The sequence below is a fragment of the Streptomyces sp. HSG2 genome, assembly GCF_016598575.1.
Taxonomy (GTDB): domain Bacteria; phylum Actinomycetota; class Actinomycetes; order Streptomycetales; family Streptomycetaceae; genus Streptomyces.
In genome coordinates this window covers 824,862-845,393 of record NZ_CP066801.1, presented here as the reverse complement: position 1 = coordinate 845,393, position 20,532 = coordinate 824,862, and the positions used below count along the sequence as shown (strand labels likewise).

Annotated in this window: 16 protein-coding genes and 1 pseudogene; 7 read left to right on the top strand and 10 right to left on the bottom strand. The window is 73.2% G+C overall.

The window, feature by feature from the left end:
• Window positions 1–47 precede the first annotated feature (47 nt).
• Together JEK78_RS03220 and dxs are read left to right on the top strand one after the other, a co-directional pair.
• Window positions 48–1,268, top strand: a complete 1,221-nt coding sequence (locus JEK78_RS03220) for a sugar ABC transporter permease (RefSeq protein ID WP_242483357.1) — start codon at window positions 48–50, stop codon at window positions 1,266–1,268.
• A gap of 277 nt (window positions 1,269–1,545) precedes the next feature.
• Window positions 1,546–3,510 (top strand): 1-deoxy-D-xylulose-5-phosphate synthase, encoded by a 1,965-nt coding sequence (gene dxs, locus JEK78_RS03215; RefSeq protein WP_200262581.1) that lies wholly within the window; start codon window positions 1,546–1,548, stop codon window positions 3,508–3,510.
• A 169-nt stretch (window positions 3,511–3,679) separates the two neighbouring features.
• Here the strand turns inward: dxs and JEK78_RS03210 are convergent, their stop codons facing one another.
• The 7 genes and pseudogenes from JEK78_RS03210 to JEK78_RS03180 form a co-directional block, all read right to left on the bottom strand.
• On the bottom strand, window positions 3,680–4,054 hold the full coding sequence (locus tag JEK78_RS03210; RefSeq protein WP_200262580.1) for an NTP pyrophosphohydrolase: 375 nt from the start codon (window positions 4,052–4,054) through the stop codon (window positions 3,680–3,682).
• A 152-nt stretch (window positions 4,055–4,206) separates the two neighbouring features.
• Window positions 4,207–4,512: pseudogene (locus JEK78_RS03205) on the bottom strand (LytR family transcriptional regulator); the annotation flags it as partial.
• Between the two features lie 170 nt (window positions 4,513–4,682).
• Entirely contained in the window at window positions 4,683–6,812 is a 2,130-nt protein-coding gene (locus JEK78_RS03200; RefSeq protein ID WP_200262578.1) for a 3-hydroxyacyl-CoA dehydrogenase NAD-binding domain-containing protein, read from the bottom strand.
• Entirely contained in the window at window positions 6,809–8,026 is a 1,218-nt protein-coding gene (locus tag JEK78_RS03195; RefSeq protein WP_200262577.1) for an acetyl-CoA C-acyltransferase, read from the bottom strand. The genes JEK78_RS03200 and JEK78_RS03195 overlap by 4 nt, the downstream gene beginning before the upstream one ends.
• A 237-nt stretch (window positions 8,027–8,263) precedes the next feature.
• Window positions 8,264–9,538 carry a ribonuclease D gene (locus JEK78_RS03190; protein ID WP_200262576.1) on the bottom strand — a complete coding sequence of 425 codons (1,275 nt, stop codon included), beginning with the start codon at window positions 9,536–9,538 and terminating at the stop codon, window positions 8,264–8,266.
• Window positions 9,539–9,728: 190 nt separating this feature from the next.
• Window positions 9,729–10,391 (bottom strand): response regulator transcription factor, encoded by a 663-nt coding sequence (locus tag JEK78_RS03185; RefSeq protein ID WP_200262575.1) that lies wholly within the window; start codon window positions 10,389–10,391, stop codon window positions 9,729–9,731.
• Window positions 10,392–10,877: 486 nt separating this feature from the next.
• The gene (locus JEK78_RS03180; protein ID WP_200262574.1) at window positions 10,878–11,570 is read right to left on the bottom strand and encodes a DUF3000 domain-containing protein; all 693 of its coding nucleotides are present in this window, start codon (window positions 11,568–11,570) and stop codon (window positions 10,878–10,880) included.
• Between the two features lie 204 nt (window positions 11,571–11,774).
• Here JEK78_RS03180 and hemE point away from each other — a divergent pair, with 204 nt between their 5' ends.
• Entirely contained in the window at window positions 11,775–12,842 is a 1,068-nt protein-coding gene (gene hemE, locus JEK78_RS03175; protein ID WP_200262573.1) for a uroporphyrinogen decarboxylase, read from the top strand.
• Between the two features lie 62 nt (window positions 12,843–12,904).
• Here hemE and JEK78_RS03170 read toward each other — a convergent pair whose 3' ends face one another.
• Complete coding sequence (locus JEK78_RS03170; RefSeq protein ID WP_277953071.1) at window positions 12,905–14,236, bottom strand: FAD-dependent oxidoreductase; 1,332 nt, start codon at window positions 14,234–14,236, stop codon at window positions 12,905–12,907.
• Between the two features lie 265 nt (window positions 14,237–14,501).
• On the opposite strand from JEK78_RS03170, the gene hemG reads away from it, so the two are divergent.
• Together hemG and hemQ are read left to right on the top strand one after the other, a co-directional pair.
• Window positions 14,502–15,965, top strand: a complete 1,464-nt coding sequence (hemG, locus tag JEK78_RS03165) for a protoporphyrinogen oxidase (RefSeq protein WP_200262572.1) — start codon at window positions 14,502–14,504, stop codon at window positions 15,963–15,965.
• A gap of 4 nt (window positions 15,966–15,969) precedes the next feature.
• A complete protein-coding gene (hemQ, locus tag JEK78_RS03160; RefSeq protein ID WP_200262571.1) occupies window positions 15,970–16,701 on the top strand; it encodes a hydrogen peroxide-dependent heme synthase in 732 nt (243 codons plus the stop codon).
• Between the two features lie 19 nt (window positions 16,702–16,720).
• Here the strand turns inward: hemQ and JEK78_RS03155 are convergent, their stop codons facing one another.
• Together JEK78_RS03155 and zapE are read right to left on the bottom strand one after the other, a co-directional pair.
• Window positions 16,721–17,581 (bottom strand): polysaccharide deacetylase family protein, encoded by an 861-nt coding sequence (locus tag JEK78_RS03155; RefSeq protein ID WP_200262570.1) that lies wholly within the window; start codon window positions 17,579–17,581, stop codon window positions 16,721–16,723.
• A gap of 111 nt (window positions 17,582–17,692) precedes the next feature.
• Window positions 17,693–18,772 (bottom strand): cell division protein ZapE, encoded by a 1,080-nt coding sequence (zapE, locus tag JEK78_RS03150; protein WP_242483356.1) that lies wholly within the window; start codon window positions 18,770–18,772, stop codon window positions 17,693–17,695.
• Between the two features lie 189 nt (window positions 18,773–18,961).
• On the opposite strand from zapE, the gene JEK78_RS03145 reads away from it, so the two are divergent.
• Together JEK78_RS03145 and JEK78_RS03140 are read left to right on the top strand one after the other, a co-directional pair.
• Window positions 18,962–19,747, top strand: a complete 786-nt coding sequence (locus JEK78_RS03145; RefSeq protein WP_200262568.1) for a pyrimidine reductase family protein — start codon at window positions 18,962–18,964, stop codon at window positions 19,745–19,747.
• Between the two features lie 268 nt (window positions 19,748–20,015).
• Complete coding sequence (locus tag JEK78_RS03140) at window positions 20,016–20,489, top strand: indole-3-glycerol phosphate synthase (RefSeq protein ID WP_200262567.1); 474 nt, start codon at window positions 20,016–20,018, stop codon at window positions 20,487–20,489.
• The last annotated feature ends 43 nt before the right edge of the window (window positions 20,490–20,532 follow it).

Here is a 20,532-nt window from a genome sequence, read left to right as displayed (position 1 = left end):
ACCGTCCGAACGCGAGCGCGAGCCCTTCGGAGGGTGCCCGCCCTCCCGTGGTGACCGCCGACCCCCGGCTCCTGGTGCGAAGGCCCGGATCCGCCGGTCACCTCGACGCGTTCCGGCGCCGGCTTGGCGGTGGCGACCTGGGCGCCGTGCCGGTCGTCGTCGGCCTCGCGGCCATCTGGGGTGTCTTCCAGACCCTGAACCCGGCGTTCCTGTCCGCGCAGAACCTCAGCAACATCGCCGTCGCCATGGTGGCGACCGGGATGATGTCCGTCGGCGTCACGTTCGTGCTGTTGCTCGGCGAGATCGACCTCTCGGTCGGCTCGGTCAGCGGTGTCGGCGGAGCGCTCTTCGCTCTCTTGGCCGTGACCCACGGGGTCGACGAGTGGGTGGCCCTGGTGTGCGCGGTCGCGACCGGAGCGATCATCGGGGCCGTGCACGGCGTGGTCTTCGCCCGGTTGGGCGCTCCGGCCTTCGCCGTCACCCTGGCCGGGCTGCTCTTCTGGAACGGCCTCATGCTGCGCCTCCTGGGCTCCAACGGCACGATCAACATCGACAGCGAGGGTGTGGTCGGTGCTCTGACCACCCACTACTTCTCCGATGTCGCCGCGGCCCACGGCCTGGCCACCCTGGCCGTCGTCGGGTACGGCGCGGCGGCCCTCCGCGACACCCGGCGCCGGATCGCGGCCGGGATCCCTGCCCGATCGCCGGGCGAGATCGCGCTGCGGACCGGGCTGCTCGCCTGCGTCGCCTACGCCGCCGCGACGGTGCTCAACCAGTACAAGGGCCTGCCGCTGGCGACGGCGCTCTTCCTGGCCGTCCTGGTCACGATGGACTTCCTGCTGCGTCGCACCGCCTATGGGCGGAAGGTGACGGCGCTGGGCGGTGGAGTCGAGGCGTCCCGTCGCGCGGGAGTCGACGTCGCCGCCGTGCGCGTCTCCGTCTTCGCTCTCTCGGGGTTCTTCGCGGCCGTCGGCGGCCTGTTCTGGGCCTCCAAGATCGCCGCCGCCAACCAGAGCGCCGGCTCCGGGGATCTTCTGATGAACGTCATCGCGGCGGCCGTCATCGGGGGTACCAGCCTCTTCGGTGGGCGTGGCCGAGTCTGGAACGCCCTGCTCGGCGTGATGGTGATCACTTCCATCCAGTACGGTCTGGCCCTCCAGGGGGTCGGGGCGCCCGTCCAATACATGATCACTGGCGGGGTGTTGCTGGCGACCGTGGTCCTCGACTCCGCGACTCGACGGTCGCGGCGGACCGCCGGTCGAGGCTGACCGGAGGCTCGCCGTCCGCACCGCGGGCCTGCCGCGAAGGCCGGGCCGGTTCGCTCGTGTCGGGGCCGGCGCGCCCGCCGAGCCGGGCATGGAAGGCGCGTGGCGCCGGTGGGCACACCTGTACGGTGCCCGTGGCCCGGTCGTAGAAGCGGCCGGAGTTGGGTACGGCCGAATGCGTGACGTACGACGCACCGCCCGGCGCCGCCCGGCCGCGCCGGAACATTAGACTCGTCGAGCCCGGCAACAGCTCGAACAGCTCAACTGCAAGGAGGCACGGGTGCCGCTGCTGACCCGCATCACGGGACCGCGCGATCTGGACCGGCTCAGCTTGGAGCAGCTTGGGGAGCTGGCCCAGGAGATCCGGACCTTCCTGGTCGACGCGGTCTCCAAGACCGGCGGCCACCTCGGCCCCAACCTCGGAGTGGTGGAGCTCACCCTCGCCCTGCACCGGGTCTTCGAGTCGCCCAGGGACAAGGTGCTGTGGGACACGGGACACCAGTCCTACGTGCACAAACTGCTCACCGGACGACAGGACTTCTCCCGCCTGAAGATGAAGGGCGGGCTCTCCGGCTACCCGGCGCGGTCCGAGTCCGAGCACGACGTGATCGAGAACAGCCACGCCTCCGCCGTCCTCGGGTGGGCCGACGGGATCGCCAAGGCCAACGAGATCCGCCGCCGCGACGACCACGTGGTGGCCGTCATCGGCGACGGCGCCCTCACCGGCGGCATGGCCTGGGAGGCGCTCAACAACATCGCCGACGCCAAGGACCGGCCCCTGGTCATCGTCGTCAACGACAACGAGCGTTCCTACGCGCCCACCATCGGCGGACTCGCCAACCACCTCGCGACGCTGCGCACCACCGACGGCTACGAGCGGTTCCTGGCCCGGACCCGGGAGGTGCTGGAGCGCACACCGGTCGTGGGCCGTCCGCTGTACGACACCCTGCACGGCGCGAAGAAGGGGCTGAAGGACTTCATCGCCCCGCAGGGCATGTTCGAGGACCTCGGTCTGAAGTACGTCGGACCCATCGACGGTCACGACATCGAGGCGCTGGAGTCCGCCCTCACCCGCGCCAAGCGCTTCGGCGGGCCGGTCATCGTGCACTGCCTCACCGAGAAGGGGCGCGGATACCAGCCGGCCCTCGCCGACGAGGCGGACCGCTTCCACGCCGTCGGCAAGATCCACCCCGACACCGGTCTACCCATCGCCACCTCGGGCGCCGACTGGACCAGCGTCTTCGGGGAGGAGATGGTCAAGCTCGGGGAGGAGCGCGAAGACGTCGTCGCCATCACGGCGGCGATGCTGCAGCCGGTCGGACTGGACCGGTTCGCCAAGCGCTTCCCCGACCGCGTCTACGACGTCGGCATCGCCGAGCAGCACGGTGCCGTCTCCGCGGCGGGCCTCGCCCACGGAGGGGTACACCCGGTCTTCGCCGTCTACGCGACCTTCCTCAACCGGGCCTTCGACCAGGTGTTGATGGACGTCGCCCTGCACCGCTGCGGCGTCACCTTCGTGCTGGACCGGGCCGGCGTCACCGGCACCGACGGCGCTTCGCACAACGGCATGTGGGACATGTCCATCCTCCAGGTCGTCCCCGGTCTGCGACTCGCCGCCCCTCGCGACGCCGACCAGGTCAGGGCGCAGCTGCGCGAGGCCGTCGGGGTGGACGACGCCCCGACGGTCGTGCGCTTCTCCAAGGGTGCCGTGGGCCCCGCTGTTCCCGCCGTCGGTCGCGTCGGCGGCATGGACGTGCTGCGCCGACCGGGCACCGACACGCCCGACGTGCTGCTCGTCTCCGTCGGCGCCCTGGCTCCGATGTGTCTGGAGGTCGCCGACCTGCTCGACAAGCAGGGCATCTCGACCACCGTCGTCGACCCGCGCTGGGTCAAGCCCGTCGACGAGGCGATGGCCCCGCTCGCCGAGCGTCACCGGGTCGTGGTCACCGTGGAGGACAACTCCCGCGTCGGAGGGGTCGGTTCCGCCGTCGCCCAGGCGCTGCGGGACGCGGGGGTCGACGTGCCGTTGCGGGACTTCGGCATTCCGCCCCGTTTCCTCGACCACGCCTCGCGGGCCGAGGTACTCGCCGAGATCGGTCTCACCGCGCCGGACATCGCGCGTCAGGTCACCGGCCTGGTCGCCAAGCTCGACGGGCTTCCGCACCGCGCCGTCCGGACGAACGGCGGGCCGCGCTCCCAGCGCGCCGTGTCCAGTGTCGACGCGGTGGAGCCCGTCGGCGACTGAACCGCACCCGGCCCTCGGGGTCTTCCCGGGGGCCGGTCCCGAGCCGCGCCGTTCCACTCGTCCGGCGATCGCGGGCGGTCCGCGCCCGCACCGGCGCGCGGCCTGGCGAACCCGTCGCGGACCGCGAGGGGCGGCGCCCGCTCGCCCCGTCGTCCGGGTCGAGCGGACGTCAACGAGGGCGCACCGCGCGGGGGCCCGCCACCTCTGCGCCCAAGGCGCCGACCCGCCGTCGGAGTTCCCGGTCCGCCGTGACGACCAGGACCGGGCCGTCCGCGGCGTTCTCGACGAGATCGACGATGTGATCGTCGCCGCTGTCGGACGCCGACTCCACCCGGACCCCGGCGACCGAACCGACTCCGCGAGCCGCCCCCTCGACGACCAGGACGATCTCCACGTCCATCGCCCGCCCGGGCACCCCGTCCGTTGCCAGGCGATCCCGCAGGCGTTCCGCCGCGCCCCGCCGATCCCGCCACCAGCCGTCGGGCACCGAGCCGATCACGTTCGCCGCGTCGACGACCACCAGGAGCGGAGTGTTGTCCGTCATGGTCGGCAGCGTCCCATGTCCGCTCGACGCGTGACGCGTCACGCGTCGAGCGGACATGGGACCCTCCGGACCGGTCACTCCGCGGGCGCGGGGTGTGTGGGCACCGGATCGCGCCCGCTCTCCCCCATGATCGCGGTCGCCCACGTCGCCGGCTACCCCACGGAGTCCGGGATCTCCCCGCCCTCGCGGATCGCCGCCCACAAGAGGCCGGCGTCGGGCTCCGAGGGCACCACGCGATTGGGGTCCCGCACGTCGTAGGCGACCGGCAGAGTGATCGTCTCCATCGTCGCGGGGTCGATCCCGTCCATGCCGCTCGCGAGTTCCGCGAGGTCGCCGAGCGAGGCGAGGTCGGAGTCCGTGGTGAGCGCGGAGGTGAGGGTGTCGGCGATCCGGTAGGCCGTGGTGGGGCTGCCGAGCAGGTCCTGACGCTTGATCTCGCTCAGCATGGCGACGAGGAAGACGCTCCCCGTCGCGACCGCTGTGGGCCCGGGCAGGTCCCTCACCCCCCTGGGGGGTTGCCTCTTCCCGGCCGCCTCACCGAGAAGGGGACGCCGGGGACCCGAGAACGGGGAGGGGCGCCGGGGAGGGACGACGTCTCCTCCTCGGCACCCCGCCCACCCGAGCCCTACTAGGCGGGAACGTCGGCGACTCCGACGGGCAGGAACCGCTTGCCGTTCACCCGCTCGCCGACACCCTCGCGGTCCAGGTACGGCGTGATGCCACCCAGGTGGAAGGGCCAACCGGCGCCGGTGATCAGGCACAGGTCGACATCCTGCGCCTCGGCGACGACGCCCTCTTCCAGCATCAGGCCGATCTCGCGGGCGACCGCGTCCAGGACACGGGTCCGCACCTGCTCCTCGGTCAGGACGGTGTCGCCCTGCTTCAGCAGCGCCGTCACCTCCGGGTCCAGCTCCGGCTTGCCGCTGTCGTGGACGTAGAACCCCCGCTTGCCGGCCTCGACGACCGCCTTGAGGCTGGGCGAGACGGTGAAGCGGTCCGGGAAGGCCCTGTTGAGGGTCTCCGAGACGTGCAGGCCGATTGCCGGGCCGACCAACTCCAGCAGGACCAGCGGCGACATCGGCAGGCCGAGCGGCTCGACGGCCCGCTCGGCGACGGGAACCGGTGTGCCTTCGTCGATGACGTTCTGGATCTCTCCCATGAAGCGGGTCAGGATCCGGTTGACGACGAACGCCGGCGCGTCCTTGACCAGCACGGCGGTCTTCTTCAGCTTCTTGGCGACGGAGAAGGCCGTCGCCAGGGAGGCGTCGTCCGTCTCGTCGCCCCGGACGATCTCCAGCAGCGGCAGCACGGCGACCGGGTTGAAGAAGTGGAAGCCGACCACCCGCTCGGGGTGCTTCAGTTTCGCGGCCATCTCGGAGACCGACAGGGAGGAGGTGTTGGTGGCCAGGATGGCGTGCGCCGGGGCGACCGCCTCGACCTCCGCGAACACCTGCTGCTTGACGCCCATCTCCTCGAAGACGGCCTCGATGACGAAGTCCGCGTCCGCGAAGCCCTCGGCCTTGTCCAGGACCCCGCTGACCAGTGCCTTCAGCCGGTTGGCCTTGTCCTGGCCGATGCGTCCCTTGCCGAGCAGCTTGTCGATCTCGGCGTGGACGTAGCCGACGCCCTTGTCGACGCGCTCCTGGTCGATGTCGGTCAGCACGACCGGCACCTCCAGGCGGCGCAGGAAGAGCAGCGCCAGCTGTGAGGCCATCAGCCCGGCCCCGACGACACCCACCTTGGTGACCGGGCGCGCCAGGCTCTTGTCGGGCGCGCCGACGGGCCGCTTGCCGCGCTTCTGCACCAGGTTGAAGGCGTAGATGCCGGCCCGCAGCTCACCGCCCATGATCAGGTCGGCGAGCGCCTGGTCCTCGGCGTCGAAGCCTCGCTGCGTGTCGCCGTCCTTGGCCGCGGCGATGATGTCCAGGGCGCGGTAGGCGGCCGGTGCGGCGCCGTGCACCTTGGCGTCGGCGATGGCCCGCCCGCGGGCCACGGCCTGGTCCCAGGCCTCGCCGCGGTCGATCGCCGGGCGCTCGACGCGGATCTCGCCCTTGAGGACGGCCGCTGTCCAGATCAGCGACTGCTCCAGGAAGTCGGCGCCCTCGAAGATGGCGTCCGCGATCCCGAGCTCGTGGACCTGCGCGCCCTTGAGCTGCTTGTTCTGGTTCAGGCTGTTCTCGATGATCACCGAGACGGCCTTCTCCGGGCCGATCAGGTTCGGCAGCAGCACGCAGCCACCCCAGCCGGGGACCAAGCCGAGGAAGACCTCGGGCAGCGAGAAGGCGGGCACCGCCGAGGAGACCGTCCGGTAGGTGCAGTGCAGGCCCACCTCGACGCCCCCGCCCATGGCCGCGCCGTTGTAGTAGGCGAAGGTCGGCACCCCGAGCGAGGCCAGGCGTTTGAAGACGTCGTGGCCGCCCTTGCCCATGGCGAGCGCGTCCTGGTGCTCCTTGAGAAGTTCGACGCCCTTGAGGTCGGCGCCGACGGCGAAGATGAACGGCTTTCCGGTGACGCCCACGCCGACGATCTCGCCGGCGGCGGCCTCGCGCTCCACCTGGTCCAGCGCGGCGTCCAGGTTCCCCAGCGACTGGGGGCCGAACGTCGTCGGCTTGGTGTGGTCGTGGCCGTTGTCCAGCGTGATCAGCGCGAAGCGCCCGGCCCCCAGGGGGAGGTCGAGGTGGCGTACGTGCGCCTGGGTGACGACCTCGCCGGGAAACAACTCGGCGGCACCCTTCAGCAGCTCTGCGGTGGTGCTCACTTGTCCCCCTCGAAGTGCGGGTTCTCCCAGATGACGGTCGCGCCCATGCCGAAGCCGACGCACATGGTGGTGAGGCCGTAGCGGACCTCGGGCCGCTCCTCGAACTGGGCGGCGAGCTGGGTCATCAGCCGCACGCCGGAGGAGGCCAGGGGGTGGCCGAAGGCGATCGCGCCGCCGTATTGGTTGACGCGCGGGTCGTCGTCGGCGATGCCGTAGTGGTCGAGGAAGGCCAGCACCTGCACGGCGAAGGCCTCGTTGATCTCGAACAGGCCGATGTCGGAGATGGACAGTCCGGCCTGGGCCAGCGCCTTCTCCGTGGCGGGGATCGGGCCGTAGCCCATCACCTCGGGCTCTACGCCGGCGAAGGAGTAGGAGACCAGACGCATCTTGACCGGCAGGCCGTGTTCGCGCGCGAAGTCCTCGGAGGCGATGACCGAGGCGGTGGCGCCGTCGTTCAGGCCGGCCGCGTTGCCCGCGGTGACCCGACCGTGCACGCGGAAGGGGGTCTTGAGGCCTTCGAGGTTCTCCAGCGTGGTCCCGGGACGCATCGGTTCGTCGGTCGTGACCAGGCCCCAGCCGGTCTCGCCGCCCTCGGGGTTGGTGCGGCGCACCGAGATCGGGACCAGGTCCTGCTGGATCTTGCCGTCCGCGTACGCCTTGGCGGCCTTCTCCTGGGAGCGCACGGCGTACTCGTCGGCCCGGCGCTTGGTGATGTGGGGGTAGCGGTCGTGGAGGTTCTCCGCGGTCATCCCCATGAACATGGCGGACTCGTCCACGAGCTTCTCGCTGACGAACCGCGGGTTCGGGTCCACGCCCTCGCCCATCGGGTGGCGGCCCATGTGCTCGACACCACCGGCGATGACGGCGTCGTAGGCGCCGAAGGCGATGGAACCGGCGGTGGTGGTCACCGCGGTCATGGCGCCCGCGCACATCCGGTCGATGGAGTAGCCGGGGACGGACTGGGGCAGGCCGGCGAGGATGCCGGCGGTGCGGCCGATGGTCAGTCCCTGGTCGCCGATCTGCGTGGTCGCGGCGATGGCGACCTCGTCGATCTTCTTGGGGTCGAGACCGGGGTTGCGTCGCAGCAGCTCCCGGATCGCCTTCACGACGAGGTCGTCGGCGCGGGTCTCGTGGTAGACGCCCTTCGGGCCCGCCTTGCCGAACGGGGTACGGACGCCGTCGACGAAGACGACGTCCCTGACGGTACGAGGCACGATGGCTCTCCTCCAGGGTGCTGGGTGGCACTGCCGCGGCACGCTGAGCGTCCGCTCAGGCACATGCTACTTATGGGTAACGTAGCTGCACAGCCCCCTCGCCTGGAGCGGTGAACGTCACACCCCTGCCGGCCGAACCGGCCGGCCCGGGTGTCGCGGCCGGCGAAGCCCGCCGAGGCGGCGGACGGCGAGCGGCCCCGAGCGTCGTGCCCGCCGACGGGGCACGACCACGCCGGGTCAGGTCGCCAGCGCGGCCGTGAGAAGGGGTGTCACCAGTCGGACCTGCCATGGGCGGGCCCCGTGCGCGCTCAGCGCGTCGGCCACGGTCTCGGCGGACACGACGGCCGGTGGCTCCCAGCACACCCGGCGGACCGTGTCGGGGGTGACGAGGTTCTCCGGCGGCAGGTCCAGTCGCTCCGCCAGGGCCGTCACGGCACCGCGCGCGGCGGTCAGGCGGGCGGCGGCGACCGGGTCCTTGTCGGCCCAGGCCCGTGGCGGCGGAGGTCCGGGCACGGCCTGTCCGGGGTGCGGCAAACGGGACTCGGGCAGAGACCTGGCCCGGTCCACGGCGGACTGCCACTGCTCCAACTGGCGACGGTTGACCCGGCCGAAGCCGTTCAGCGCGGCGAGGGTCCGGGCGTCGGTCGGCAGCGCGAGGGCGGCCTCCACGATCGCCGCGTCCGACAGCACCTTCCCGGGCGACACGTCCCGGCGCCTGGCGACGAGGTCCCGCGCCTGCCACAGCTCGCGGACGACCGCCAACTGCCTGCGTCGCCGTACCTTGTGCATGCCCGAGGTGCGGCGCCAGGGGTCGCGCCGCGGTTCGGGTGGTGGCGCGGAGGCGATGGCGTGGAACTCCTGTCGGGCCCATTCCAGCTTGCCCTGCCGCTCCAGATCCTTCTCCAGCGCGTCGCGCAGGTCCACCAGGAGTTCCACGTCCAGGGCGGCGTAGCGCAGCCAGGGCTCGGGCAAGGGGCGGGTGGACCAGTCGACGGCGGAGTGGCCCTTTTCCAACGTGTAGCCGAGAACCCCCTCCACCATGGCGCCGAGGCCGACCCGGGGGAAGCCGGCCAGTCGACCGGCCAGCTCGGTGTCGAACAGAGTGGCGGGTGCCATTCCTATCTCCCGCAGACACGGCAGGTCCTGGGTGGCGGCGTGCAGCACCCACTCCGCGTCCGCCAGGACCCCGCCCAGCGCGGTCAGGTCGGGGCAGGCCACGGGGTCGATCAGGGCGGTGCCGGCCCCCTGCCGGCGAATCTGGACCAAGTAGGCGCGTTGGCCGTAGCGGTAGCCGGAGGCGCGCTCCGCGTCCACGGCGACCGGGCCCGAGCCCGCCGCGAACGCCTCGATCGTCTCGGCCAGCGCGGCCGGGTCGGCCACGACCGGTGGGACGCCCTCCCCGGGTTCCAGCAAGGGGGTCGGCGCCTGGGCAGGAGATCCGGGCTCGTCCGGAGGGGCGCCTCCGGTGGTGCGCAGGGGACGGTCTGCTGCGGTTTCGTGGGCGTCGGTCACCTGTCAAGGGTATCCGTGCGCGGGCCGGGCCCGTCGACGGAACGTTCCGTCGACGGGCCCGGGAGGGAGGGGAACCGGCCATGGCGGGCGGCTGCCGGGGGGGAGAGGCGGGAGCCGACCGGAGGGCGGGTCGGGGCGAGGGAGGGAGACGGGGAGGGGGAGCACGGCGCGAGGCCCCGCGGGGGCGTGCTCAGTGGATGATGCCGGTCCGCAGGGCCACGGCCACCATTCCGGCGCGGTCCCCGGTGCCGAGCTTGCGGGCGATCCTGGCGAGGTGGCTCTTGACGGTCAGCGCGGACAGTCCCATGGAGACCCCGATCGCCTTGTTCGACTGGCCTTCGGCGACCAGTCGCAGCACCTCCACCTCACGGCCGGACAGTTCGCGGTAGCCACCCGGGTGGCTCGGGGCACCCGGGGGGCGGCGGTGAAGGCGGGCCGCGGCGGCGCCGATGGGGGCGGCGCCGGGGCGGCCGGGCAGGCCGAGGTTGGTCCGCGTGCCGGTGACGACGTAGCCCTTCACCCCGCCCGCCAGGGCGTTGCGAACGGCGCCGATGTCGTCCGCGGCGGACAGGGCGAGACCGTTCGGCCAGCCCGCGGCTCGGGTCTCCGACAGGAGCGTCAGGCCGGAACCGTCGGGGAGATGGACGTCGGCCACACAGATGTCACGGGGGTTGCCGACGCGGGGACGAGCCTCCGCGATGGACGAGGCCTCGATCACGTCGCGCACGCCGAGCGCCCACAAGTGGCGGGTGACGGTGGAGCGGACGCGGGGGTCGGCGACGACCACCATGGCGGTGGGCTTGTTCGGGCGGTAGGCGACCAGGCTTGCGGGCTGCTCGAGAAGAACGGACACCAGGCCTCCTGGAGTGCGGGGACGGGGTCGGCTCGTGGGGAAGAAGCCGGGACGAACCGTGCTTGCAAGGTCACAGTCGTCTTCGGCAGCGTGCCGGTCGGCCTTTAGAGAGTGATCACTATCCGGTGAGTAACAATCAGAACAATTCGGACAGGCTGTCGATCATTCGAAGCTCGAACGGTTACGACCTGCGGCGGCGCGATGTCGCAAAGATTCCGAAAGTGGCCGTATCGACAAAGTGACCGGAAAGATGCCCCGGGGCGTCGATCGAGGAGATCGGGTCACGCGGAAGTCGCGGCGGGGAGGAGGAGAGGCGCTGGCAAGGCGTGCTCGATCCCGAGGCGAAGCGGCGGGGGGCACCGGAGGCGAGAGACGGGGAACGGACGCCCCACTGCCCCGCGCACCCCGGCAGGCGGGAGCGGGCGGAGACCGGCGGACACCGGCCGCGGGACGCGGCCCGCGGGCACGGCACGCCCCTCGGGGCCGTCAGGCCGGTCGCGGACCCCGGCGCTGGGGGAGCGTCACGACCGACGCGTCCCCCTGCCCCGAGGGCGGCAGCCCCGCCACCTGCGCCAGCAGGTCGCACCAGCCGGCCAGGTGCGCGGCGGTGTCCGGCACCCCGCCCGCCTGCTCCCGGGGGGTCCAGGAGGCCCGGATCTCGATCTGCGTCGTCCCCGGGCGCGCCGCCAACTCGCCGAAGTACTGCGAACTCACCCGCGTCACGGTGCCTCCCGGCTCGCCGTACGACAGCCCGCGGGCCTCCAACGCTCCGGTCAGCCAGCTCCAGCACACCTCCGGCAGCAACGGATCCGCCGCCATCTCCGCCTCCAGGTCCGCCCGCACCAGGGTCACCAGTCGAAACGTGCCCCGCCACGCCTCGTGCCCCGCCGGATCGTGCAACAACACCAACCGCCCGTCGGCGAGTTCCTCCTCGCCCTCGGTCACCGTCGCCTCCAGTGCGTGGGCGTACGGCGCCAGCCGTTGCGGCGCCCGCGTCCGCTCCACCGCGATCTGCGGTCGGATCCGCGCCCCCCGCAGAGCCTCCACCGCCGCGCGGAACGGCCCCGGCGTTCCGTCCTCCCGGCTTCCCGCGTCGCCCCGTCCCCCCGCACTCCCCGTGCCGTTCGCTTCGTCCATTTCCCCGGTGCCGTCCGACAGTCGTCCCTGAGCCGCAGCCATGCGGGGAAGGTTAGGCGGAACCCGGCTTCCGCGCAGGGAGGGACACCCGGCTGCCGAGGCGATCCCCGGATGGCCCGAACCCGCCACCACGAGGTCACGGCCGCGCGTCGGCTCCGCCACCGGGTCGAACGGTGCCGCGTCGGGCGAGCCGGTGCCGCCGACCGACGTCCGAGAGCGTCGCGGGGACATGCGAGACTGGCCGGCGTGAGCGCCAACCAGAGCCCCGCGGGCAAGCAGCCGACCGCAGCGTACGACTCCGCCTTCCTCCGGGCGTGCCGGCGGGAGCCGGTGCCGCACACCCCGGTGTGGTTCATGCGGCAGGCCGGGCGCTCCCTGCCCGAGTACCGCAAGGTGCGCGAGGGGATCACGATGCTCGATTCCTGCATGCGTCCGGACCTGGTCACCGAGATCACCCTGCAACCGGTGCGTCGGCACGGCGTCGACGCCGCGATCTACTTCAGCGACATCGTCGTCCCCCTCAAGGCCATCGGAGTCGACCTCGACATCCGGCCGGGGGTGGGCCCCGTCGTCGAGCGTCCCTTCCGCCGCCGGGCCGACCTGGAGCGGTTGCGCGACCTGACCCCCGAGGACGTCGCGTACGTCTCCGAGGCGATCGGCATGCTCACCCGGGAGCTGGGGGCCACACCGCTGATCGGTTTCGCGGGCGCGCCGTTCACCCTGGCGAGCTACCTCGTGGAGGGAGGGCCCTCGCGCAACCACGAGCACACCAAGGCGATGATGTACGGCGACCCGGGGCTCTGGTCCGACCTGCTCGACCGGTTGGCGCGGATCACGGCGGCCTTCCTCTCGGTGCAGATCGAGGCGGGTGCCGCCGCGGTCCAGCTCTTCGACTCCTGGGTCGGCGCGCTGTCGCCGGCGGACTACCGGCGCCGGGTGATGCCCGCCTCGGCCAAGGTCTTCCGCGCCGTCGCCGGATACGGGGTTCCCCGTATCCACTTCGGTGTCGGGACGGGCGAGCTGCTCGGGGCGCTGGGCGAGGCCGGCGCCGACGTGGTGGGTGTCGACTGGAGGGTTCCGCTGGACGAGGCCGCCCGTCGGGTCGGCCCCGGCAAGGCCCTTCAGGGCAACCTCGACCCGGCCGTGCTGTTCTCGACCCCGGAGGCGGTCCGGGCCAAGACCGGCGAGGTCCTGGACGCGGCGGCCGGGCTGGAGGGACACATCTTCAACCTCGGCCACGGCGTACTCCCCGACACCGACCCGGACGCGCTCACCCGCCTCGTCGCCGACGTGCACGAGCGCACCGCCCGCTAGCTGCCGTCGCCGCGCCCCCGCCCGTCGACGCCCCCGGGCCGGGGCGGGCGGCCCGTTCGGGCTCAGCGTTCCCGTTCGACGGCCTCCGCCGCCTTTCGCGCGGCCACCAACACCGGATCCCACGTGGGGGAGAACGGCGGCGCGTAGCCCAGGTCCAGTCCCGTCATCCGCTCCACCGTCAGGCCCGCGGTCAGCGCCACCGCGGCGATGTCGACCCGCTTCGCGGCGCCTTCCCGGCCGACGATCTGCACCCCGAGCAGCCGGCCCGTGCGGTGCTCGGCGAGCATCTTCACCGTCATCGGGGAAGCGCCGGGGTAGTACCCCGCGCGGCTGGTCGACGCGACCGTGACGGCGACGAACCGGAGACCGGCGCGGTGGGCGTCCTTCTCCCGAAGCCCGGTGCGGGCGATCTCCAGGTCGCAGACCTTGCTGACGGCCGTGCCGACCACGCCGGGGAAGGTGGCGTAGCCGCCGCCGACGTTGGTGCCGATGATCTGTCCGTGCTTGTTCGCGTGGGTGCCGAGCGGCACGTGCCGCGACTGACCGGAGACCAGGTCGAGCACCTCGACGCAGTCGCCGCCCGCCCAGACGTCCTCGTGTCCCCGGACCCGCATGGCCCGGTCGGTGAGCAGTCCGCCGTGGTCGCCGAGCGGCAACCCCGCCGCGGCGGCCAGCTCGGTCTCCGGACGCACCCCGATCCCCAACACCACCACGTCCGCGGGATACTCGGCGTCGGGTGTGGCGACTGCGCGGACCCGGCCGTCCTCGCCGGTCAGGACCCGGGTGACCTCGGCACCGCCGACGACGGTGATGCCCATCCCCCGCATCGCCTCGCCCACCAGCCGACCCATGTCGGGGTCGAGGGTGGACATCGGCTCCTCACCCCGGTCCAGGACCGTCACCCGGTGGCCGCGGCGGAGGAGGGCTTCGGCCATCTCCACGCCGATGTACCCGGCGCCCACGACCACGGCACGTCGCCCCTCGGATCGCGCCAGACTGTCCAGCAGGGCCTGACCGTCGTCGAGCGTCTGCACCCCGTGGACGCCGGGGGCGTCGATCCCCGGCAGGTCGGGCCGGACGGGGCGGGCGCCGGTGGCCACCACCAGGCCGTCGTAGGCGGTCCAGTACTCGGTGCCGGTGTCGACCTCGCGGGCGCGGACCCGACGGCCGGACACGTCGATCTCGACGACCTCGGTGCGCGTCCGCAGGTCGATGTCCCGTGCCCGGTGCTCCTCGGGGGTTCGGGCGATCAACCGGTCGCGCTCGGGCACGTCGCCGGCGACCCAGTAGGGGATGCCGCAGGCGGAGTACGAGGCGAAGTGCCCCCGCTCGAACGCCACGATCTCCAGTTCCTCGGCGCTCCGCAGGCGACGTGCTCGCGACGCCGCGGACATCCCCGCGGCGTCGCCGCCGATCACCACCAGTCGTCGTCGGCCGCCGCGCGCGCCGTTCACGTCCACCGAGGGTCCCCTCTCCTGTCGGTCGCTCCGGGCGGTGACTCCCGCCCGTCCGCGCGGGAGGCCCGGCGTGGGTCATGCTACGGGCCCGGTCCCTCGCCCTCCGGCCCCGGGTGCGAGGGCGCGCGGGGTTCGTCGCGGTGACGGGTCCTCGGGGCGGGGGTCGTCCGGCGGGTGTCGGACCGTCTGAGAGGCTTGGGGCATGTGTGCAAGCGAGGCCCGCGCGGGCGCGGGGCAGGTCGTCGTCGTCGGGGCCGGCATCGCCGGGTTGGCCGCCGCGCACCGGCTGCTGGGCCGGGGGTTCGGGGTGACGGTGCTGGAGGCCTCGGACCGGGTCGGGGGCAAGCTGTGGCCGGGAGAGGTGGCCGGGGCCCGTGTCGACCTCGGCGCCGAGTCCATGCTGGCCCGCCGGCCGGAGGCCGTCGACCTGGCGCGCGAGGCGGGCCTCGCCGACCGCCTCGGGCCACCCGCCGCCTCGACGGCCGCCCTGTGGACCCGAGGCGCCCTGCGTCCGCTGCCTCAGGGGCACGTCATGGGAGTGCCCGGCAGGGGGTCCGCTCTCGCCGGCGTGCTGTCGGCGGAAGGGGTCGCCCGCGCCGGGCGCGAGCCGGAACTGCCCGGCACCGAGGTGGGCGAGGACGTGGCGGTCGGCACGTACGTCGCGGCCCGGCTGGGCCGCGAGGTCGTCGACCGCCTTGTCGAGCCGCTGTTGGGGGGTGTCTACGCGGGCGACGCCTACCGTCTATCGCTCCGCTCGGCGATTCCCGCGCTCTACGAGGCCGCGCGGGCGGGGGGTTCCCTCACCGAGGCCGTTTCGCGGATCCGGACGCGGGCGGCGGCCGGCCCCGCGGGGGGCCCGGTGTTCATGGGCCTCGCGGGCGGGGTCGGAACCCTTCCCGCGGCGGTGGCCGAAGCCGTCCGGGCCCGTGGCGGACGGGTCCGCACCGGCACGGCGGTCACCGCGCTGCGTCGGAGGGCGGGTGGTGGCTGGAGTGTGATCGCCGGGGGAGGGGAACTGCGGGCCGACTCCGTCGTCCTGGCCGTCCCGGCGCCCGCCGCCGCCGCGTTGTTGCGGCAGGAGGCCCCGGGCGCCGCCGCCGAACTGGCGGCCGTCGAGTACGCCTCCATGGCGTTGATCACCCTCGTCTACCGCCGGACGGACGCCACCGCCCTTCCCGAGGGCAGCGGCTTCCTGGTCCCCCCGGTCGACGGACGCACCATCAAGGCCTCCACGTTCGCCTCACAGAAGTGGGGTTGGATCGCCGAGGAGAATCCCGATCTGGTCGTGGTGCGGACCTCGGTCGGACGTCACGGCGAGACGGAAATCCTCGGTCGCGACGACGCCGCGCTCGTCGAGGTCTCCCGTCACGACCTGCGCGAGGCCACGGGCCTCGCGGCGTCGCCCGTCGCCACCCGGGTCACCCGGTGGGACGACGGACTGCCCCAGTACCCCGTCGGTCACCACGCCCGGGTGGCCCGGATCCGGGCCCACGTGGCGCGCCTGCCCGGGCTCGCGGTGTGCGGTGCGGCCTTCGACGGGGTCGGCATCCCGGCCACCATCGCGAGCGCCTACGCGGCCGTCGAGACGCTGGGGGAGGCTCCGGGGGTGGGCACGGGGCCGGGAACCCACCCGGTGCGGGGGGCGCGAGGCGGCGCGGGAGAATAGGGCCATGAGTGACGACGCCACCACCCCCGCCGCCGAGCGGATCCCCAACAAGGGCAAGCTGGCCAAGGACCTCAACGAGGTCATCCGCTACACCCTCTGGTCCGTCTTCCGTCTGGAACACGCGCTGCCGGAGGACCGCGCGGGCCACGCGCGGGAGGTCCAGGAGCTGTTCGACCGGCTGGCCGCCGAGGACGTCGTCGTCCGCGGCACCTACGACCTGTCCGGCCTGCGCGCCGACGCCGACCTGATGATCTGGTGGCACGCGGAGTCCAGCGACCGTCTCCAGAACGCGTACAACCTCTTCCGCCGCACGAGGCTGGGCCGCTCCCTCGTTCCCGTGTGGTCCAACATGGCGCTCCACAGGCCCGCCGAGTTCAACCGCTCGCACATTCCCGCGTTCCTCGCCGACGAGACGCCGCGCGACTACGTCAGCGTCTACCCGTTCGTCCGTTCCTACGACTGGTACCTGTTGCCGGAGGAGGACCGGCGCCGCATGCTGGCGGACCACGGTCGGATGGCCCGGGGCTACCCGGACGTGCGCGCCAACACGGTCGCCTCCTTCTCGCTCGGCGACTACGAGTGGCTCCTCGCCTTCGAGGCCGACGAACTCCACCGCATCGTGGATCTCATGCGCCACCTGCGGGCTTCCGAGGCACGGCGGCACGTGCGCGAGGAGGTCCCGTTCTTCACGGGGCGTCGCAAGAGCGTCGCCGACCTGGTCGCCGACCTGGCCTGAGTGGTCCGGGCCGCACGGGTCAGGCGCGTTCGCCGACGGGCGCCATCAGCTGCGACACCTTGACCATGCGGTAGCCCCGGCGTCGCAGCTCGGGGACGATCCGGCGGATCGCCGCCTCCGTCGTGGGCGCGGCGCTGCGGGTGCAGTGCAGCACCACGACGGATCCGGGGCGCACGCCGTCGAGGACCTGCCGGGCCACCGCCTCCGCGTCCGTCGCGAAGGCGTCTCCGCTCACCACGTCCCACTGGACGGCGGTGACGCCGGTCGCCGACAACTCCCGCAGCGCCGTACGGTCGTGGCAACCTCCGGGGAAGCGGAAGTACGGCATCGGATCGGGGACGCCGGCCCGACGGAAGGACTCGTAGGCGCGCTCGACGTCGCCTCGCATCCGTTCGCGGGGCAGGGTCGGCAGACCGTAGCAGTCCGGGGTGAAGGCGTGGTGACTGTAGGAGTGGTTGGCGACCTCGAAGAGCGGGTCCCGACCGAGGGCGCGGGCCTGATCGGGGTACTCCTCGGCCCACCGGCCCGTCATGAACACCGTCGAGGGCACCTCCAGCTCGCGCAGCGCGGCGATCAGCTCCGGATGGTCGAAGCGTTCGCCCCGGGCCGCGCGGGGGCCCTGGTCGGCGGTCATGTCGGCGTCGAAGGTGAGGGCGACGGTCGGTTCGCCGTCGCGCTCGCCGTGCGTGAAGACGGGCGTCAGCCCGGCCGGACCCGGCGCCAGCGTGGGCGGTGGCGAGGAAGTGGACGGCGAGGAGGCGGAGGTGGGTGACCGGCCGGCCGGGCCGGGGGCGTCCTGGGGAGATCGGGCCGTGCCACAGGCGGGAAGGGCCGCCAGAACGCAGGCCGCGACGAGTGAACGCCAAATAAGTGGGATCATCTGACGAAATTAGGGGCGAGGGGTGTACCCCGGCCGCACGCACGGCCGACACCCCTCGCCACTCACCCGTCCGGCGTCCCCCACGCCGCCGAGCCCCCGCGTCGATCCGCCTCAGGGCTCGACGAGGCGTCCCGCGTCTCGTGCCAGGGCGGTCAGCCGGGAGATCGCCCGGAAGTACTTCTTGCGGTAGCCGCCCTTCAACATCTCCTCGCCGAACAGCCGGTCGAACGGCACCCCGGACGCGAGGACGGGGACCTCGCGGTCGTACAACCGGTCCGCCAGGACGACCAGGCGCAGGGCCGTCGACTGGTCCCGGACCGGCCGCACCCCGGTGAGGCAGACCGCCCGCACTCCGTCGGTGAGCGCGCCGTACCGACTCGGGTGGACCCGGGCGAGGTGGTCCAGCAGATCCGGAAAGGCGTCCAGGGAGGCGCCGGCCCGCGCGTGCGCGGCGCGGGTGACGCGCTCCTCAGGGTGCGGGACCGGTGCCGCGGGCAGACCGCGGTGTCGGTAGTCCTCGCCGTCGATGCGCAGGGTGCGAAAGCGAGCGGAGAGCGTCTGGATCTCCCGCAGGAAGTCGGCCGCGGCGAAACGCCCCTCGCCGAGCCGGCCGGGCAGGGTGTTCGAGGTGGCGGCCAGTGCCACGCCCGAGTCGACCAGACGCCCCAGGAGGGTCGACACCAGGACGGTGTCGCCGGGATCGTCGAGCTCGAACTCGTCGATGCACAGCAGTCGGTGACCGGAGAGGGTTCGCACGGTCTCCTGAAAGCCGAGCGCCCCCACCAGGTGGGTCAGCTCCACGAAGGTGCCGAACGCCTTGCGTTCCGGCTCCGCGGGGGTCGCGTGCCAAAGGGACGCCAGCAGATGCGTCTTGCCGACGCCGTACCCGCCGTCCAGGTAGACGCCCCGCGCGGTCGCCGGGGCCTTCGTCGCGCGCCGCCGCCACCCGAGGAGACCGCGACGCCCGCCCGTCGCCGGGGGGTCGGTCAACCCGGCGGCGAAGCCCTCCAACACGCGCACGGCCTCGCTCTGGCTCGGCCGGTCCGGCGCCGGGGCGTAGGTGGCGAAGCGGACGGCGTCGAACCTGGGTGGTGGGACCATCGCCGCCACCAGCCGGTCCGCGGCGACGCGCGGCTCGCGGGCACACAGGGAAAGGGGCCCGTCGGCTGCTGCCGCGTCGGGGTCGGACACGTCGGGACCGAAGCTGAGGGAGGACGACACGCCTACCCATGGTACGGGCCGCCCGCCGGGCCGGGTCCGGCCGGGTGCGCGACAAGCCGCCTCCGGGGGCGTCGCTCCCGCCGCGACCCACGCCCGAACGTCCAGGTCGGGGACGGGCCGGGAGGCGACGGGTGACGGCGGGGATGCGAGACTTCCGCCATGCGACGACTCTTTCCCGCGGCGGGCTCGCCGGACGAGCGGACCGGAGGCCCCGACGGCGGGGAGTGGACGCTGGCCGACCTCGCGGCCGTCTACGCCTACCCCGACCCGCGGGACACGGGTGGGGTGTGGCTGCGCGCCAACATGGTGACCAGCCTCGACGGAGCCGCCGAGCACGAGGGCCGCTCGCAGCCGCTCTCCTGCCCCGCCGACATGCGGATCTTCGGCACGCTGCGCGCCCTCGCGGACGTGGTGCTGGTGGGGGCGGAGACCGTCCGGCGCGAGGGATACCGGCCCGCGCGCGCCCGAGCCGAGTTCGCCGAGGCGCGACGGGCGGCCGGGCAGGCCCCCGCCCCGGCGATCGCGGTGGTCAGCGCGGGGCTGGAGCTGGACCTCGCGACGCCGTTGTTCGGCTCCCCACTGGTGCCCACACTGGTTCTGACGGGCGCCGCCGCCCCGGTCGAGCGGATCGCGGCCGTGGAGCGGGCCGGGGCCCGGGTGGTGGTCGCGGGCGACGGGACCGGCGTGGACCCGGCCCGTGCCGTCGCGGCGCTGGTGGAACTGGGCCACACGCGGTTGCTGACCGAGGGCGGCCCTCGGCTGCTCGGCCGGTTCGTCGCCGACGGGGTGCTGGACGAGCTGTGCCTGACCATGTCCCCGACGCTGACCGGGGGTGACGCCCGACGGATCACCTCGGGCCCGCCGATCGCCGCGCCCCGGCGACTGGACCTGGTGTCCTTGCTGGAGGAGGACGGCTTCCTCTTCGGGCGCTATCGCCGCCGCTGAGGCGCCCGCGCCCCGGCCCACCGCGGTGCCGGGTCGGCCGGGAGCCCCCGAGCCGGGGTCCGAGGGCTCGGGCGGGTGTGCGAGCAGGACGCTGATCAGGGGATCGGCGGAGTCTTTCGTTCCGATTTCCCCGTGCGGGGCACACTGGTGTCGGCTGCACCCGTGCCCGCACCGCCCGTGCCGGTACGGGGCAGCATGGCTCCGCGGAACGGTTTCGGCCCGCGGCAGGTGGGCCCACGGGGGGCCCTCGACGCAGAAGGGGCGCCTGGTGTTCACAAGCGTTTTGATGATCGAGAAGGCACTGACGTCCGCCGACGTCGAGTTCGTGACGACCCTGCACGGCGAGGAGGAGATCACCTTCCGCGTACTCCTCCAACCGCGCGGCGACCAGGCGGACCGCCTGCTGCGGGCCGTCGACGACGTGGCGCTTGGCGAACTGGACGACGCGGTCCGCGAGGGCGAGACCCCCGAGGGCGAGGAGGCGCTGGACGTGGGGCAGCGGGCCCTGGAGGTGTCCCTCGCCGCCCTGCGCGCGGCCGGCGCCGAGGCCACCGGTCTGCTCGTCCGGGACCGGCCGCTGGACGAGCTGCAGGCCCTGGTCGAGGAGAACCGCGCGGACGAGGTGATCGTCCTGACCGACCCCCACTACGTGGAGGAGTTCTTCCACCGGGACTGGGCCTCCCGAGCCCGGAACAAGGTCGGCGTCCCGGTCCTGAAGCTGTTCTCCCACAGCACGGCATAGGGTGGCCGGCGGATCGACCGCCGCGTCGAGCGGCCTTCACCCC